Source organism: Phycisphaerales bacterium (assembly GCA_029268515.1).
GTDB lineage: Bacteria > Planctomycetota > Phycisphaerae > Phycisphaerales > SM1A02 > JAQWNP01.
Map to the genome: position 1 here is coordinate 267,266 of JAQWNP010000001.1, position 17,324 is coordinate 284,589.

Here is a 17,324-nt window from a genome sequence, read left to right on the forward strand (position 1 = left end):
GTCTTTATAACCCAGCGATTGATGCGACTTCTCTTATGAGAGATTCTGCATCTTCATTGGTTGGCGCTTCTGCAATCAATCTCACGATTGGTTCGGTATTGCTCACTCGTAAATGAACCCATGCATTAGCCCGATCAACGCGTAAACCATCAAGATCGTTTATTTTTTCTGATGCGAATGCTTTGCGCACGCGATCAAATATAGCGCCAACTCCGTCGTGCCCACCCACTGAAGAAAGATCAAATGCCTGCTTAATCATTGCGTATTTCGGCATTTCATCAATGAGATCTGATAGAGAACGCCCCTCAGTCGCAAGTAATTCTAATACGAATGCCATTGCAGAAAGGGAATCTCGGATCCAGCAAACGCTCGGGCAAATGACGCCGCCATTGCCCTCGCCACCCATTCCAGTTTTCTCTCCACCCACCCCAGCATCACGTAATGCATGCACAACATTGGCCTCACCAACGGCGGTGCGAATAACTGACACACCCGGATTAATCTCTGCTAAGTCATCGATCATTCGACTGGTCGATAGGTTTGCAGCAAGTACCCCACCATGCTCGCGAGCAAGAAAACGCCTCGCAACCATCGCCAATGTGTACTCCTCACCGACATACTCCCCACGCTGACTAATCAATGCCAATCGATCTGCATCAGGATCCTGGGCGAATCCAACCACCGCCCCGCACTCTTTGGTCACAGAGGCGAGTTCAGTCAGATTCGCCTGAGTTGGCTCCGGTGAATGTGGAAAGATACCTGAACCGCTCGCATGCAAATGAGTCAGCTGGCAACCAAGCGCTGTCAATAGTTGACGGCCACCCTCACATCCAGAAGCATTGACTGAATCTAGAGTTACTATAAAACGCATTGCAGCAATACGGTTTCGATCAACTTGATCAAGAACGCGCTTCACATGCGTTGTCGTTCCACTGAGATCAACAGAAACCGAATCAATGGCTGTGCCCGTAAAATCCTGATCGCGTAAGCTCTTAAACCGATCGATAATAAGTGCCGCTTCATCAACAGCTGGCGCAAGCCCATCTTTGTTGAGGCACTTGAGGCCATTCCACTGCTGAGGGTTGTGACTTGCCGTGATCACAATGCCGCCTGAGGCGCCATGTTTGTCGATCATCACACCGACGGTTGGCGTTGCCACAACATCAAGATCAATAACCTTGCAACCGGCCGCGATTAATCCTGCTAAGGCTGCCTTATGAAGTTCCTCACCACCAGCTCGGCCATCCCGCCCAGCGCATACCAAAGGTATACCATCAGAATGATCCTGGAGATGCCCGCCATAAGCCGCGGCAAAAGCTGCTGATACCTCCGGCGTCATCGTCTTGCCAACGATGCCCCGAGCACCAGAAACGGACAGCATGAGGGGTGCTTCACTGCTCATAATAGTGAGAAGCATACCGCGCCAAGCCCAAAGCAAGAAGCAACATCAGAGTCTTCTGCTTTTGAGCGGTATACTCCCCTATCCACAATGTACGAACTGACGATCCATTTAAATTTTCTTGCCACACACGCCGTGACGATCCAGGGCATTGATGAAGAGCCTCATGAGCACGATTGGCAGCTGGTGGTCCATGTTGCTGCCCACGATCTTGATAGTGATGGCGTGGTTTGTGACTTCCACGTCCTTGAGCAAGGTGTCAAAGAAGCAATTGCACCACTTGAAAACGCTGATTTAAATGAGCTGACACTCTTCAAAGGCATCAGCCCGACAGCGGAACATGTGGTGACTCTGATTAGCCAACGGATTGCCCCCGTACTTCCGACACGCGTTTTCTTACGCCGCGTGAGCCTCACAGAAGCACCGGGCTGCATCGCATCAGTTGTCTTTGAAGACGAACTTGCGTCGGGCTGAATTCAGCTGGGTTTTAGTACGCAAGCGATCGCGGCATAGAGGAAGCTATGAGATGTAGCGTTTCCTGAGAATTGCCGTCCAGCACAACGTTCATGTTGTCATCTGGAATAATCAGCAAATCGATGGTTGCTCGATAGAGCTGACGCCCTGCTGCAAACTCTAGTGTAAACGGCGAGATCGATTCACCGGTCACTGGATCATTCTGAGCAATCACACCTTCCATTAACAGATGCTCATCACCGTTGACAATGACATACAGCGATTCTACTGAAGGCTGCCACTCTATTGTAATTTGCTCACCTGCTGGGGTCACAATATCAATGTAATTACTTTCCAGAGTTGTCTGAGACGGCAGCGATGGCAGCGGGCCGAAACCTTGACCAGTTCGAATCATTGCCTGAATTCGATCAACAGTCAGGCGACCAATGGCATGCGTTGAAGCCGTTTCTGTTGTAGTTTGGTAAGCCGTAAAAGATGCATCAAGCGCCGTGAGAGTTGCAACCATTAACGCTGCAGTAATTGCCAATGCAACCAACAACTCTACGAGGCTGAAACCACGGCGAACAGCGCGCCGACCCCTCTTGGGTAGATTTCTAAATTGGCTATTCACATTGAGCCCCCTTCAACATAGCTAAGCGGAACTGGATCACAACTAATTGGCCAAGGAATTCCATCAGGCAAGATGGCATTCGGGTCGTAGCGAATTGTGATCGCTCCGTAACCTTCAGGCTCGGCTCCAGGGTTCGATCCCTCACCGTCACCTTCTGTCGATCCAAAATAACCAATTGTTGTATTGAACGAGTCAGTCAATCCGCCGTAACTCAGCGGACCAGCTTCAGATTCCGGACGGAATGTCATCAGCATGGTGCCAAAGACATCAGCTGTACCACGGACATCCATAATCCCAGTCACTATTGTTCCCTTGAGCTTGACCTTTGTAAGCACATCATTTGAAAAATTACCCACGTCAGATGACCAGCCGGGAATCAACATCGAGCTCTTTGATAATTCAAAAAGGTCTTCTTCGCCCAGTCCTACCAACACGTCCTGAAGTTCGGTTGCATCTGGCTGCTCGAGCAGGTCTGTATCTTCAGGATCAATATAGAACCGTGTATTACCTGTAAACTGCAGTTTGTTGCGCCAATGCGTGTATTGAGCTGGCTGATCACCCGCGACAGAGCCAAGAAAAGTGCATCCGTCAAAACGAATGTTATTAGAGTACGGCTTGGTGTCTTCTATTTCATCATCATCGCCAAGCTCCGCAAACAGACCAGGAAATCGAAGCACATAACCACCAGGACCTGGCTCTCGTGCGCCCACATAATTCCAGTTCTGATCTTCACATTCTTCTGTTGTTTCAATGTAGGTCACACCAATAAATGTGCAGTTTTCAAATAAGCCGTTGTTCCCGATTGGAATGCGCACGTTTGTAAAAGTCATGTTGCGGTAGATTGCACGCTGGTAGTGATCGTAGGCATTTGAAGAACCTAAAGGCACTGATTCCCATTGTCCTGCTTCGGTAGGAATATATTCGGCGCCTGCGACACTATCGAGATTGTCTTTAACCTGCCCATTTTCGGCATCACCAAAACTCGCGCCAGATTGAGACTCACCATCAAACCAAGTCTGACTGTCACTAAACATATCCGTTGTAATTTCTCGGAGCTCTTCATCACTTACATTGAAACTTGTTGGCGATTGTTCCAGATCTGGACGAATGGGCCCTTGAACAACGGTCGTGTAACTATCTCCATGAGCTGCCTCCCATGAAGATTCGCTGACCGAAAAGACTAATCGTCCTCGTACCTTTGAATACATATCGTTGACATCAAGTACGCCATCGAGATAACCAAGTGTTGTGTCATATCCACTGATGACACCGTCTCCATCACGATCGGCATTTCCTTCATCAATGAGCTCAGCTAGCTGAAGATCATCCGTAAACTCTGCACTCAATCCGCCGTAGCCAGCGTCAAATGCAAGGCCTGAATCGTAAACAACTTTTTTGTCACCGTTAAAGTCATAGTGAGCTAGAAAGAGATCAAAATCATCGACGTACTCGTCACCGTCATAGTCCTGAAGATCAGGGTTACCAGAAAGTCCTTGACTCTCAATAGGATGATTGGGACGAAGACGGTTATCACCATCAACATCATGATCTGACACTTCGCTATAAAGCGCATCTAACTTTGGATCTAAGACACTGCTATCCAGAAAGTAAAAGTCACTACGCAGCACCAATGGATCTCCATTAGTGCTATCAAGTTCGCCTGGAATAATTCCGTAACGAGAGCCCAGTGGACCTTCAATTCGTACATTTTTACCAATCATGATGCGGTTTGGACTGAGTACCGCATACTCAATCTTCTTACTGATCTGAAGGTCAATCTGCACCGTCCGCGTAATACCTTGATCTGTCCCAACACTGGTCACTCTCAAATATCGGCCGTCTTGTAACAACTCATATTTCAATTGGAAATACGGATAGGTCACATCAGCGCGCAGTGGAATCAATTGCGAGTACATCGCACCAAGCGCCTCATCAATAGCTGGCAGCGCATCATCACCTGGCTCAATTCCCGGCGGCAGCACATGCGTGTCCACTTGTTGGTGCACGTCATAGAGTGCATGAATAAGGCCAGGCCCACTTGGAAATGGAAGATCGTATCCAACCGGATCACTTACGGTAACGCTGCCATCATCGTCATCCCATTCACCAAGCCACAAACGCTCACCAAATGTACTGTCAATAACACCACGCTCAACCACAAACCGTGCACTCTCAGCTGAAAGGCGATCGATGGCGAATGCCAGTCCTGTCTCTGCAGCACTCATTGCTCGTGAAACCTTGAGTCCTGCGTCTGCGGTCTTCATATTTGTTTGGGCTACGACGGCCATAGCTGCAGCTAATGATCCAAACATGACCATAAACATCATGGCAAGTACCGACGACACACCACGACGAACAACAATCCTATGATTGTTCCGTCGTGCGCGAGGCGAAGATGTTTGTTGTACTGCCATGTTCATTTGATTTGTTTACCTATTGATTTCTAATTGAGTGTTCTTAACGCGGTGATATCCATCCAACACGTGTGACCTCCATCGCATCACTACTTTCATCTTCCTGAAACGAAACAACGACCTCCACAGAGACCATTTCACTCGCCCCATCATCAACGGCAGAAGTAATGTCATAAGAATCAACATTGGCAATCCGGATCGTCTGCGACCATCCATCCATATTGGGAATCACTTCGCGCCGGGCATTAATGGGACCATTGTCATATGCAGACCCAAAGACCATGCCACCACCATCGCCATCGAAGTCATCTAGATCGTCATAGTCAACGACCCAAAGCTCATTCTCTTCAGGGCCCCATGCAGCAGTGCCCGTGACTGGATCATGACTTGGAAGATTCAATGTCATTTCTCGAATCTCATTGCCAAGTCGCGCGGCTATTGATGCATGGCTCGACCACGTATTCTGTTTATGGAATGCTTGTTGTGCAGCAACAATAGATAGAACGCCTACCCCAACAATAATGGTAGCCAGCGCGGTCTCAATTAACGTAAACCCGCGACGAGTCGCTTGAACCCTACGTCTATTGCCTCGAGTATTTTTGCCTTGTGACAACATTGATTCGTTGGCTCCTAAGCCATTGACACTAGTGACCTGAAACAACCGAGCTCATCTTGAAGATTGGCAGGATGATCGCCATGGCAATAAAGCCAACAACACCACCCATAAGAATGATCATGATGGGTTCGATCATGCCAGTAACAGACTTGATCGCATCTCGCAGTACTTTGGAGTAGTACTCGGAAATTTCTTGCAGAACTTCCCCGAGTCGCCCTGACTCTTCACCAGCCGCGACCATCTGGACGACTGACTTGGGCAGCAGATTTGATCGGCTCAACTGCGAGTTAATCTTCTTACCTTGACGTACTGCCGAATACACATTTCGCCACATACGCTTGAAGAGTACATTGCCGGAAATATCGCCTGTAATCAACAACGTATCCAGCATTGGTACGCCTGCATTAAGAAGTTCGCCCATCGTGTTCAGCGAACGGCTCACATACAACGCTCGAAACATACGGCTGAATAGTGGAACCCCGAGCTTGCCACGATCAATCCAGAAACGGCCCATATCAGTCTTCGAGAAGAAGATAAAACCAACGATCGCGCCTACGCCACCAAAGCCGAGTGTCCACCAATAATTGACCATCCAAGCCGAAAGATCCATCAGGAACTTCGTGGGCCAGGGAAGGATGTCTTCTTTGCCCTCAAATACACCAGCAAATCTAGGCAACACAAACGTAAGCAAGAAGATTGTGACAAACGTAGCCATACCAGCAATAACACCTGGGTAGATGCTTGCACCAATGACCATTTTGCGCGTCTCGAGCTGTTGTGTCAGGAAACCAGCGATGCGATCAAGCATCTTGGCAAAGGCACCTGACATCTCAGAAGCCTTGACCATGTTTACATACAGAGGATTAAAGAGCTTTGGATAAGCTGAAATAGCTTCGGAAAACTGTTTGCCAGATTCAATCTCTTGCTTGATGTGCATCATAACGCGCTTGAATTTCGGGTTTGTAATCTGTTCCGAAATACCATCAAGTGCGAGACGCAAACTAATGCCTGCTCGAATCATCACCGCTAACTGTGTTGTGAAGTCGAGCACGTCACGCTGTGTTGGACCTGAAGAGTAATTAAGGATTCTCTTAATAGACTCGCCCATTTGCATGCTTGCTGTTTGAATTGGAACCAACTGAAGAACATGGTGCCCCTGGCTACGCAAAATCATAGCTGCAGCAGCTGCGCTTTCGGCGTTAAGAACGCCGGCTTGCATCTGACCAGAGCTGTGTCGTGCTTGATAGCGATACTGAGGCATGATCCAGAGTTCCTAGGCGTTAGGCCGCCAACTGACGTTCGAGCTTATCGGGGAAGGCTGCCTGAGCAATCGCATCTTCGCGACTGATAAGGCCATTGAAGTAAAGTTCAGCAATTGAGTTATCCAAACTCACCATGCCAATCTGACGATTGGTATCGATGACATTTGGAATCTCGAATGTTCTTGCCTCACGAATGATGTTGCGCACAGCAGGCGTACAGAGCAATACTTCAACCGCAGGCACCATGCCTGGACGATCAATCCGACTGAACAACGACTGTGAAACCACTGCTTGCAGTGTGTTTGCGAGCATTGAACGAATCTGATTCTGCTGACCTCCTGGGTACATGTCGATCACACGCTCAACAGTCTGTGACGCATTCACAGTATGCAAAGTAGACAAGACCAGGTGACCGGTTTCTGCAGCACTTATTGCAAGTGCCGTGGTTTCAAGGTCACGCATCTCACCAACGAGAATAATGTCTGGATCCTGACGCAGTGCATGCTTGAGGCCAGATGAGAAACTGGGCATATCATGCATAAGCTCACGCTGTTCAATAAGGCATTTGTCAGATACAAAGCTGTACTCAACTGGATCCTCAAGCGTGATAATGTGTTTACGATAGCGCTCATTCATCGATTGAATCATCGATGCCAAAGTGGTCGACTTGCCCGAACCAGTGTCGCCGGTAACAAGAACCAGACCACGTGGCAGGTATGTCAAACGGCTTATGACTTCAGGCAGATTGAGATCACGCATCGGAGGCACGGCCGTCTTAATGGCACGCATTGCCAGGCCAATCTGACCTCGTTGCTTATGAACGTTTACACGAAAGCGCGCCAGGTCGGGAATTTCATAAGAGAAATCCACATCCATCAGAGACTCAAGCGCTTCACGCTGCAAGTCTGTTGTAATCTGACCAAGGAATTCCCGAAGGACTTCCATGGTAAGAAGTGGATAGTCCATTGGCGTCATCACGGTATTGACGCGCATCATGGGTGGATGCTCGGCAATTAAGTGAATATCCGACGCTTGGGCCTCAATCGCGACAGTAAGAATCTCAGACAGGCGCATACAAATACCCCGTTGCTTCACGGACAAAGCGCCCGCGAGTCTTGTCTTTATCGGCGCGAATCTAGGGGAGATGAAGGGATGCCTCGTGTGATTCTGCCCCACTTCGCATAGGACACGGGCAAGTTTGGGTTGTAGCAATTATTCCGGCTGGTCCGTACTGATTATGGGGCCGTAGAGCTCGATTTAGCCTTCTCGGGTATTTTCTTCTCAATAATGAGTTCGATAGAATCTTCCGCACCGAAGGCTTGACGGGGCTGATAAAGGCCCCATTCCAGTAAAGTCTCAGCGAGCTGCCCTGGGGCAATATAGAGAACATTACCCATAATCTTCATTCGGACCTGTTCTGGGCGAGCCTCTTTAGACCAGCCTAACTGCTTATCCAGAAGGACTGCGGGAACCATTGCAGATCGCTCAGCGGCTGCTGGAATAGTCTGCTCAGCGGCCCAGACGCCCTGATAGGCCCTGGTGCCATCTACCCAGACTGAATACTCATAAAGTCGCAGTTCCGTGCCAGTATCATTGTTGTTGGCAAGATCTAGATAGATCTCGAGTTCCAGCCCCTCATCAGTCGCATGACTGACAACCACACCCGAGACCTTCATATCTGGCCCACGAAAGCCACTACATCCATAGAACAAGGGTGCACCTAGCAACATCACCAAAACCAGACAGATGTTCTTAGAGGGCCTCAGCGCCGGTATCACCACGGTGATCGACGGGCAGAAGAACCGAGGAAGAAGACCGATATATTTGGAAGCTGTGATGGCTGGTTGAGATGCGATGATGGCACGGTAACGAAGGCCCTTGATATTGTCGAGACTACAAGGATATGAACCGTGTTAAGAGTACTAGGACGCCCTACTATTGACAGACAAGTACCACCAAGAAGATGACTGGCGTTTTCATTCCCTTAAAGGCTCTATGGGAAGCCATCCTGCTCACTGCTCTATTCTGGAGATGACAAAGGCTCTCTTTCGCATGACCTATCACTGGCCTCCAATTTCGAAACCCATATGGATTATGTTGGCGATCTTCATCATCGCCAAGCCTGGCCATGGGCAAGAAAACCCGGTCTATGTAAATGAATCTCCCCGTGGTGCCGAATTACTACGTCGAGCAGCATCTCAGGCAGAAGCCAATCCCCGGGAAGCAGCCCGCCTTTATCAAGAGGTTCTTGATGATGCTTGGCAGCAGCTGGCCCCACTTGGCAGTCGGCATCCGGATCAGTTTTTATCTTTGAGAAACCTCGCCCTTGAGGGACTTCTTGCTGAACCCATCGTCCTTGAGCGCTATCAACAAACCCAAAGTGGCCAAGCTCAAAGAGAACTCGATGCAGGATCTCTAGAGTTGGTCGCCATCAGGCGACCGATGACCTCCGCTGGCCTTGAAGCGATGTTACGTCTCGCAGAATCTGCGATTGATCATGGCGCATTCGATTCGGCTCGATACTGGCTTGATCAATCTGAGTCACATCCCAACCAAACAGATCGAACCATTCGACATGCTGCATATCTTCTGGGTGTGGCTGCCCGGTTTCAATCAGATACAGAGGTTCTTGAAAATGTAATTGAAAAGCTCCAAACTGATCCTGAGGCAACACCCCTTCGAAATGCTTTGATCAACCTTAAGAATGAGCCACTTAAACAGTCTGTTTCGATATCGTCTTCACCACTCGAACAAAACACGTCTGGTGATATGAATGCACTTGTTGGCATGCCGATGTGGTCGTTTCCTCTTATTGAATCGCTGTACCAACGTCGCAAGGCAACATCCAATCGCCGATCGAATGAACGACAAAAGATACAGACCAATACCGTTGCACCCACCGTCCACGGCGAGCTGGTACTGATCAACCAAGGAACGATCATTCAAGCCCTTAACCGCTTTAACGGAGAAGAGGTATGGCGATTCCGAAACGATAGCAATCGGTCAATTGCAAGTGCATCCGACGCACCGTTGGATTTAAACGCCATTGCTGTTGAGGGCTCTAGTCTCGTGACCTACACGGGACATGCCCATGCCAGAGTACGATCAAATCCATCGAACATTATCTGCCTTGACACTCAGACTGGCGCTTTCAAATGGTGGGTCAATCTAGAGCTCTTGAGTCCAAGCGAGACCTTTGACGGACTCTTTCCTATCGGCGCCCCGCTCATCAAAGAAGGCACCGTTTATGTTCTCGCCCGAAAAGTCAGTCGGCAATACCTTGCAAGTTGTTTTATAGTCGCCCTGGAGCTTAACAGTGGTGTCCTTAAGTGGAGCTCTTATATTGGCTCAAGCGGTAGTCTTCGCAATCGCTCGGCATGGCCTGCATCACTTTTGACGTATGACAATGGAACACTCTTTGTTGCGAGTCCAGTGGGCGTTATTGCCAGCCTAAGTGCGACAACTGGCCAGATTAATTGGCTTCATCGATCTGAGGTACCAGTCTCACAAGGAACATCAATCACAGGCATGGTCCCGTGGAATATGGCCCAGCCAATTGTGGCTGGGGATCGGATCATTGCATTGTCACCCGATCGCAACTGGGTTTTTGAATTCGATCGCTTAAGCGGCGATCTGATCCAAACAAAAGGCGCCTTGGTTTCTAGCTCTCTCGCAGAACCACAATACCTTCTAGCAAATGATGATCGACTGTATTCGGTTGGCAAAAATGTAAGAGCTTTTTCAATTGACGATTACAATAAGCCACTTTGGCAGTACCCGCCTCGCGGTCCATTTATAGACAATCCAGTTGTGTTAACTGGCCGGGTTGTTCTTGCTGATGACGCTTTGGTGATCCCAACAAGCGCCGGTATTGCCATACTTGATCCAACAACTGGTGATGAGATACAACTTGTTAATCATGCACTCAGTGGCCATCCGCTTGTTGTTGATAGCCAACTACTCATTGCCACAGACGACGCGGTTCATTCTTATCTCTCTGATGCTCAAGCAGAACTCCTACTGCGCCGCAGCCTTGCCCGATCACCGGAGAATCCAAAACCAGCAATCATGTTGGTACAGCTGGGCTATCGGACAAATCGACTAGAGCTTATGGAGGAAGCGACTGCGCTCGCATTGAAAGCAATCACAATCGCTGGACTCTATAACGAACGCCTCTCCGATCAAGCTCAGGATCAGCTCACGACCGTTCTTCTCGAAATTGCGGCCGGCAACGCTCTCAAGACGGGCGACACTGAGCCGCCAACACCAGAGATACTTGCCAATCTTGAAGTAGCTCGTGCCACTGCATTTCGTTTACTCAGTACCGTGATCCAATCTGCGAGCCAGCGTGTCGCATTCGCCCTTGCTTATGGCGATTGGCTCAAATTTGATGATCCAGCCGCCGCCGTAGATTCATACGCCTCCATTCTTCGAGATCCGGATTTGCGGCGACAATGGGTTTGGGATCGCGATGTCGGGCGACGTGGTGGCAGCTGGGCAACAGCACTCCTTAACAATTTGATCGTTTCCAGCGGGCCCGAGATTCGGAGCATTCTTCAAGAAAGAGCAGACAAAGACCCCGCTGCAGATATTTCCAATCTCACTTCGATGACACCTGCGTCCTTAATCAAACTCGCTCGGGCATTTCCATTCTCCCAACAGGGCGTTCAAGCGAGCATGCGAGCATCTCAATTACTGATCGAGCAAGGTGCCCCGCGAAGAGCCATTGGATTACTGATGTTGATTGGTCGATCAGCAAAGCCGGCTGATCAAACTCTTATTGCTGCACAAGCACTCAAGTTATCTCAAGCGATGGGCTGGACTGAACTCGCCACGATGCTGCAATCTGATACACAATATGTATGGAATGGCGGCGCCTATCCAACAGATGGATCCATCGCCACTACAACCTCTAATGAGTTGCCTGAAATCGGTGATGTCACTCCGAGCACTTCGGCCAGCGTCCTCAATGGTTCTATTGTTGCTCAAGACAAAAACATCTTCACTGAAAGTCAAAATTCGCTTGCTCTCCTGGAACAAGACAATCGCATTGGGTTATTTGATTCAACGAAAAAGAAGATGAGATGGTGGGTTGATAAACCTGCCTCTTTCTCGACAGATAGTAGCCTCTCTGTTTTAGGAATCACAAGTTCAAGCTCACTTCTTTGGGAGTCAGGAGAGCAACCTTCGGCCGTTCTTCTAAGTAACGAAACCGGACTTCCAATCTGGAAAACGGCTCCACTCAACGGAATATTTGGTGGCGTCGTCAATCTTCAAAGACGCTCATCAACCAGACTTCAACATAGATCAAGAGACGATCGATTCGACGAAAAGGCCATGCTTCCATTAGTCGGCAAAAATGATCTCATGATTCTCCAGAGAAGTGGACAAGCTGTTTCATTGAGCCTGGAATCTGGCGATCACCTTTGGAAAACAAAAGACCTTTTACAACATTTGCTCTTCGCCCAACGTTCATCATGGGGCGTCACACTGGTTGGCGATGGGCCACGCCCACTTACAACTGAGTATCCCTGGTCCGGTCGTACTTGGCTTGTCTTAGTTGATTCGAAAACGGGTCATAAGTTCGGAGAGATTTCCTTGCCGAACCGAGAAACTCCGCTGTGGGTTGAGGCAGCGAATGCGTCGCAGGTCTTAATTGGTGCCGCCGAGGGCATTGCCTGTGTGGACATCGTGACAGGCGACTTGCTTTGGTTCAATCGAAGCCCGCTCGCTCAATCAACAACATCTGCCTCAGCAGTCAACCGCAATGCGTTTGCTGTTTTTGATTCCAATCGTGATCTGCGCATGATCAATCTTCACACCGCACAGTTAAGCGACTCACTTCAGGCTCCCGCGAATCGCGACTGGACCTCCCAAGATGTGATTTACTCGACTGCAAGGAATGGAATCCTTTACACGATGACCCAAGATCGAATCATTGCATTTGCCGGCGATGGCCAAGTGGTTGGCGCAGATTTTATTGCCGACCCTCGTGGCTTTGAAGCTATTCTCCAGTCACGCAACGGTTTTATCATTCCCAGCCTCCGACCCAAAAACAGCAACTTGCGACAAGCTGGATTGCGAATAAGAGAGGCCAATACGCGCGACTACACATATCAGTTTTTCCAACTGACACCTGACTGTCGTATCACTGATTCTTTTGAGCTACCACCCCTACCAACACAAGGGGAGTATGCCATCCCTATTCAGGGAGCAGTGCTATTCTCTACAAACAAACAGACCATCGTCATTGATCTACCTGCTACTCAGCAATGAGAAACAGTGCAGCATGAAGAATGATCACTGGCTATCTTGATCTTTAGATTGCACTTGATGGGCAAGGGTTGCCCCAGCGGCCATCTTATCCACTGCACGCTTATCGTCCTGCCTGCTCAACTCCATAGCTCGGCCATGAACTCCGTTGATGGATGCAGCTATTGATTCACACAGTTGGACAACAGGTTTTACAGTTGCATGCTCTGCCAGAACAACCCCAATGCGATCCTGCATCGCTTTACCATTGTCTTTATAGAGACGACGGAACGCGTCTTTGACAGCATCTACCTCATCAGCGCTAAAACCACGACGCGTCATCGCAATCGTATTCACAGCTCGAACATCTGCAGGGTTTCCTTCAACGATCATAAATGGTGGCACATCACGAGCGATCCTCGCAAGACCACCAATAAAGCTGTAGCAACCGACAGTGGTGAAGTGATGTATTCCTGCACCTCCACCAATGCTGGCTCCATCATTGATATGCACATGCCCGGCTAACATGACTTGGTTCGCAATAATTGTCTCATCAGAAACAATACAATCATGTGCAATGTGTGCGGCAACCATTATGAGATTGTCATTTCCAACGCGTGTAACGCCGCCACCGTTAGCCGTACCCCGATGAATGGTGACATGCTCTCGAATACAGTTGTTGTCACCGATCTCACATACCGCTTGCTCACCACGGTACTTTCGGTCCTGTGGATCTGCACCAATGACTGCAAACGGATAAATCAGATTTCCTTTACCAATGCTCGTCCACCCCTGGACGCAGACATGGTTTATGAGTACAGATCCCTCGCCTACCTCAACCTGAGGCCCAATGGCACAGTAAGGTCCTATCTCTGCAGACTCATGGATCTTTGCTGAAGAATCGATGATGGCTGTTGGGTGCACGCCGGACATTTGAAATTATTAATACCTTATCTGCACGTATCCTGCCTTGAGGGCTGGAATCTCTGAAATGAGGATGCTTATTTATACTATTTCTGATGAGCAAATGGCTGGTTTACTATCCCGCCCAGACTAAATTTTTCCACATCAACACCAAGTAGCAACTCATGCGCTATCAGGATCCACCAACATGAACCGGACCTGAGCTTCAGCAACAACAGAATTACCCACGAGCGCTCGACACTTAACGTTCGCAGTCGTGGCTTTGGCCCGTATTGCCTCTGCCTCTAGGATAACCTGATCTCCAGGTATCACCGGCTTGCGTAACTTAACCCGATCTAAACTGAGTAATATCGCAATCTTACCAGTATGCTCGAGTTTCTGACTGACCAACAAACCTCCTAATTGAGCCATTGCTTCAACCAGAAGAACGCCGGGCATAATAGGTGCCGCTGGGTAGTGACCCACAAAAAACGGCTCATTAATGGTGACATTCTTGACCCCAACGGCCCGTCGGTCGCCATCAAGCTCCAGTACTCGGTCAACTAATAGCATGGGGTATCGATGAGGCATCAACCGCTGAATGGTTCTGATATCCATTGCTCGGCCACCGCGAGCTAACTCTGCATAGTGATGGCTCTGAGCTTGTTCTACGAGCTGCCCACACATTCGTCGATTGAGACTATGACCAGATTTGTGGGCGACAAATTTTCCGTGAATCTCCGCACCACTCAAATAAAGATCCCCGAGCAAGTCCACAATCTTGTGGCGAACCGGCTCGTTCTCAAATCGATAGCTATTTTCGATCGGCCCGTCATCACCAATGACCAAGACATCCTTGGGAGAGAGATGACGACACATTCCTTGATCCCAGAGTGCTTGAGCTTCTTCCTTCAAGCTGTAAGTCCGAGCGGGCGATATATCTTCCGCGAAGTTGCCATTGCGAAGAGCAAATGCTTGCGTTTGTCTCTTAATCCTGTGCGTGTTGTCACCGTAATCAAGATCAAAGACAACTTCGAATTCTGCAGCATCACTTGGGAATGCCGCGATCATTGCATCGCCATCCTTCACCATGATCGGACTGCTTACTTTGAGAACTCTTCGCGGTGAGTCTTGAGCTTCGATCCCAACTTCAAGAATAGGCTCAACAAATGGTAGAGCCGAACCATCCCCACAAGGAAGTTCTGGGCCATCTATACGTATCAAGGCGTTATCGATACGCAGGCCAGCAAGCGCAGACATACAGTGCTCAACTGTTTCAATCGTCACATCTCCGCGTCGAAGCGTCGTACGCCGAGCTCTCTGAGTGACATTGTCAATCGTTGCGGGTATTTGAATTGGCGGATCTTGATCGACTCGCTCGAACACAATTCCATGACCTTCTGGCGCTGGTTGAATAGCCACATTGACTGGCTCACCGAGAAGCAACCCAATACCAGACACCTGCACTTCTCCCCGCAACGTGTGTTGCTGAGGAACGTTGGCCGGTTCGGTATCTTGCTTACTTTTCTTACCCAGCGACATCATCGGCCTCTGATTTCTTAATGTGTTTTTCCACTCGTCGCATAAAGTCGGGAAGTTTCATCACGCTCAGTATCTGTCGCTTAACAACACGAGTGCTCTGCGCCGGAGTGCCATGCACTGGATCACCTGCAACAACATTACGAATGACGCCCGCCTGAGCGCCCACCATGGCGCCGTCTTCGATATCCAGATGACCGGTGATTCCAGCTTGAGCGCCAATCATCACACCATCACCAATGTGCACCGAACCAGCAACGCCAACCTGACCACAAATCACGCAACATCGACCAACCTGAACGTTGTGGCCAATCTGCACCAGATTATCGAGTTTGGTTCCTGCTCCAATAACGGTTGCTCCAAACTTACCTCGGTCGATACAGCTATTTGCGCCAATTTCCACATCGTCTTCAATACGCACGCTGCCAATATGTGGCATCTTGACCAACCCTGTTCCATCAGTTGCTGGCCGAAAACCGAAACCATCCGCACCAACAGCCACGCATTGATGAAGAATGACACGGTTACCAATCTCACAACGAGATCGTATCACGGTGTTACTGTGAATTTCACAATCATCGCCAATCATCGCTTCGCTGTAGACCTGTACTCCACCAAAGATACGCGTGCGATCACCTATTTTTACACCACGCCCGAGCACAACACCCGGCCCAATAGAAACACCTTCACCCAGTTGAACGGTTGAATCAACAACAGCAGATGGGTCTATACCTTCTGCAAGGTATTCCGCAGGCGGAGCGAACAATGACAACAAATCGGCCATCGCCAGTTCGGCATCAGGCACCACAATGTGTGCCTTATGGCTCGGCGGCGCGTCCATCGAAATGGATTCTGATACAACACAGGCCGATGCGTTGGAATCATGCCAGCGGGTGACATATTGCGAATCACTGACCAGGGTGGCATCACCAGCCTGGGCTTCATCTACACCCATAAGACCAGTAATAACCAGACTGCCATCACCGATTACTTTTCCGCCAAGTCTTTCGGCGAGAGATGCTGCAGTAAATTGGCTTGTGGTGGTTTGGGTAGTCATTAATGTCATTTGGTCTTGTAATTTCCAGAACTACTGGTGTGGACTATCAATCTCATCATGGAGAAGGTGTGGCAGAAGAGGCTGCTTGATTCATTCTCGCCAATAACTTCTCAGTAAGGTCGATCGTTGCATCGGCGTACAAGACTTTACGAGCCGAGATCTGTCGAACCATCTCCGCTTCTGCAACCGGTGGCAAGTCGCCAACACCATCATCAACAAGGATTAATTGATATCCATCCTCTTTGGCAATTTCAGCTGCAGAATCACGAATAGATTGATAGATCCTTTTGTATATCAATGATTTTTCAATTGAAATCTTCTGTCGGCTAAACTCCATGAATGCTTGATACTCTAGAGTCTTAAGTGAGTACTCTTCAAGCACTTGTTGGTACTTGTCAGAGCCAGGTGGATAATCTTCAAGGTCTGCAGCAAGATCTTTAATCAATTGACCTTGTTGTTCACCGTCAACCTGAAGCGCATCAGCCATTTGCTGTAGATTTGCATCTGCCTGAGCTCTTTCTGTGAGTCCAGCGAAGACGACTTCAAGATTGACCACGCCTGCTGCAATTGGAGCCGCCTTGAGGGTGTTGCGAATCGCAAACGATTCATAGGCAGTGAGCCCAACCAAGGTCATTAAAATGACCATTATGGAGACTGGGCAGGAGAATTTAGCACGGCTGGTCAGCATGGCTCTGATTCCTCAATCATGACGCGGTTTCCCACCACCTCTACGCTAGAGGGACAGGGCTCGACTTATTGTAGTAATGCTTTGGAAACTCGGGTTCCTTTCCTCTTGGC

13 protein-coding genes are annotated in these 17,324 nt (G+C 49.1%); 2 read left to right on the forward strand and 11 right to left on the reverse strand.

What is annotated here, in order from left to right; all coding sequences use genetic code 11:
• Positions 1-4: 4 nt before the first annotated feature.
• Positions 5-1,381 carry a hypothetical protein gene (locus P8J86_01060; protein MDG2053275.1) on the reverse strand — a complete coding sequence of 459 codons (1,377 nt, stop codon included), beginning with the start codon at positions 1,379-1,381 and terminating at the stop codon, positions 5-7.
• Between the two features lie 108 nt (positions 1,382-1,489).
• On the opposite strand from P8J86_01060, the gene P8J86_01065 reads away from it, so the two are divergent.
• On the forward strand, positions 1,490-1,873 hold the full coding sequence (locus P8J86_01065) for a 6-carboxytetrahydropterin synthase (protein ID MDG2053276.1): 384 nt from the start codon (positions 1,490-1,492) through the stop codon (positions 1,871-1,873).
• Between the two features lie 13 nt (positions 1,874-1,886).
• Here P8J86_01065 and P8J86_01070 read toward each other — a convergent pair whose 3' ends face one another.
• From P8J86_01070 to P8J86_01095, 6 genes are all read right to left on the reverse strand, one after another.
• A complete protein-coding gene (locus P8J86_01070; GenBank protein ID MDG2053277.1) occupies positions 1,887-2,483 on the reverse strand; it encodes a prepilin-type N-terminal cleavage/methylation domain-containing protein in 597 nt (198 codons plus the stop codon).
• Complete coding sequence (locus P8J86_01075) at positions 2,480-4,903, reverse strand: hypothetical protein (GenBank protein ID MDG2053278.1); 2,424 nt, start codon at positions 4,901-4,903, stop codon at positions 2,480-2,482. Before P8J86_01075 ends, P8J86_01070 begins: the two co-directional genes overlap by 4 nt.
• Before the next feature lie 37 nt (positions 4,904-4,940).
• Positions 4,941-5,513, reverse strand: coding sequence for a prepilin-type N-terminal cleavage/methylation domain-containing protein (locus P8J86_01080; protein ID MDG2053279.1), 573 nt, complete (start codon positions 5,511-5,513; stop codon positions 4,941-4,943).
• Between the two features lie 28 nt (positions 5,514-5,541).
• Positions 5,542-6,774, reverse strand: a complete 1,233-nt coding sequence (locus P8J86_01085; protein MDG2053280.1) for a type II secretion system F family protein — start codon at positions 6,772-6,774, stop codon at positions 5,542-5,544.
• 19 nt (positions 6,775-6,793) lie between these two features.
• Positions 6,794-7,849 carry a PilT/PilU family type 4a pilus ATPase gene (locus tag P8J86_01090; GenBank protein MDG2053281.1) on the reverse strand — a complete coding sequence of 352 codons (1,056 nt, stop codon included), beginning with the start codon at positions 7,847-7,849 and terminating at the stop codon, positions 6,794-6,796.
• Positions 7,850-8,010: 161 nt separating this feature from the next.
• Positions 8,011-8,505 (reverse strand): hypothetical protein, encoded by a 495-nt coding sequence (locus P8J86_01095; GenBank protein ID MDG2053282.1) that lies wholly within the window; start codon positions 8,503-8,505, stop codon positions 8,011-8,013.
• A gap of 322 nt (positions 8,506-8,827) precedes the next feature.
• On the opposite strand from P8J86_01095, the gene P8J86_01100 reads away from it, so the two are divergent.
• Positions 8,828-13,051 (forward strand): PQQ-binding-like beta-propeller repeat protein, encoded by a 4,224-nt coding sequence (locus P8J86_01100; GenBank protein MDG2053283.1) that lies wholly within the window; start codon positions 8,828-8,830, stop codon positions 13,049-13,051.
• A 24-nt stretch (positions 13,052-13,075) separates the two neighbouring features.
• Here P8J86_01100 and lpxA read toward each other — a convergent pair whose 3' ends face one another.
• The 4 genes from lpxA to P8J86_01120 form a co-directional block, all read right to left on the reverse strand.
• A complete protein-coding gene (gene lpxA / locus P8J86_01105; GenBank protein MDG2053284.1) occupies positions 13,076-13,960 on the reverse strand; it encodes an acyl-ACP--UDP-N-acetylglucosamine O-acyltransferase in 885 nt (294 codons plus the stop codon).
• Positions 13,961-14,113: 153 nt separating this feature from the next.
• A complete protein-coding gene (lpxC, locus tag P8J86_01110; protein MDG2053285.1) occupies positions 14,114-15,475 on the reverse strand; it encodes a UDP-3-O-acyl-N-acetylglucosamine deacetylase in 1,362 nt (453 codons plus the stop codon).
• Entirely contained in the window at positions 15,459-16,535 is a 1,077-nt protein-coding gene (gene lpxD / locus P8J86_01115) for a UDP-3-O-(3-hydroxymyristoyl)glucosamine N-acyltransferase (protein ID MDG2053286.1), read from the reverse strand. Before lpxD ends, lpxC begins: the two co-directional genes overlap by 17 nt.
• Positions 16,536-16,581: 46 nt before the next feature.
• Positions 16,582-17,214 carry an OmpH family outer membrane protein gene (locus P8J86_01120; GenBank protein MDG2053287.1) on the reverse strand — a complete coding sequence of 211 codons (633 nt, stop codon included), beginning with the start codon at positions 17,212-17,214 and terminating at the stop codon, positions 16,582-16,584.
• Between the last annotated feature and the right edge of the window lie 110 nt (positions 17,215-17,324).

Excerpts from the sequence above, each read along its gene's own strand:
- P8J86_01060 (MDG2053275.1), bottom strand. The coding sequence starts at position 1,381 with ATGCTGTCCGTTTCTGGTGCTCGGGGCATCGTTGGCAAGACGATGACG.
- P8J86_01065 (MDG2053276.1), top strand. The coding sequence starts at position 1,490 with ATGTACGAACTGACGATCCATTTAAATTTTCTTGCCACACACGCCGTG.
- P8J86_01075 (MDG2053278.1), bottom strand. The coding sequence starts at position 4,903 with ATGAACATGGCAGTACAACAAACATCTTCGCCTCGCGCACGACGGAAC.
- P8J86_01080 (MDG2053279.1), bottom strand. The coding sequence starts at position 5,513 with ATGTTGTCACAAGGCAAAAATACTCGAGGCAATAGACGTAGGGTTCAA.
- P8J86_01085 (MDG2053280.1), bottom strand. The coding sequence starts at position 6,774 with ATGCCTCAGTATCGCTATCAAGCACGACACAGCTCTGGTCAGATGCAA.
- P8J86_01090 (MDG2053281.1), bottom strand. The coding sequence starts at position 7,849 with ATGCGCCTGTCTGAGATTCTTACTGTCGCGATTGAGGCCCAAGCGTCG.
- P8J86_01095 (MDG2053282.1), bottom strand. The coding sequence starts at position 8,505 with ATGTTGCTAGGTGCACCCTTGTTCTATGGATGTAGTGGCTTTCGTGGG.
- P8J86_01100 (MDG2053283.1), top strand. The coding sequence starts at position 8,828 with ATGACCTATCACTGGCCTCCAATTTCGAAACCCATATGGATTATGTTG.
- lpxA (MDG2053284.1), bottom strand. The coding sequence starts at position 13,960 with ATGTCCGGCGTGCACCCAACAGCCATCATCGATTCTTCAGCAAAGATC.
- lpxC (MDG2053285.1), bottom strand. The coding sequence starts at position 15,475 with ATGATGTCGCTGGGTAAGAAAAGTAAGCAAGATACCGAACCGGCCAAC.
- lpxD (MDG2053286.1), bottom strand. The coding sequence starts at position 16,535 with ATGACATTAATGACTACCCAAACCACCACAAGCCAATTTACTGCAGCA.
- P8J86_01120 (MDG2053287.1), bottom strand. The coding sequence starts at position 17,214 with ATGCTGACCAGCCGTGCTAAATTCTCCTGCCCAGTCTCCATAATGGTC.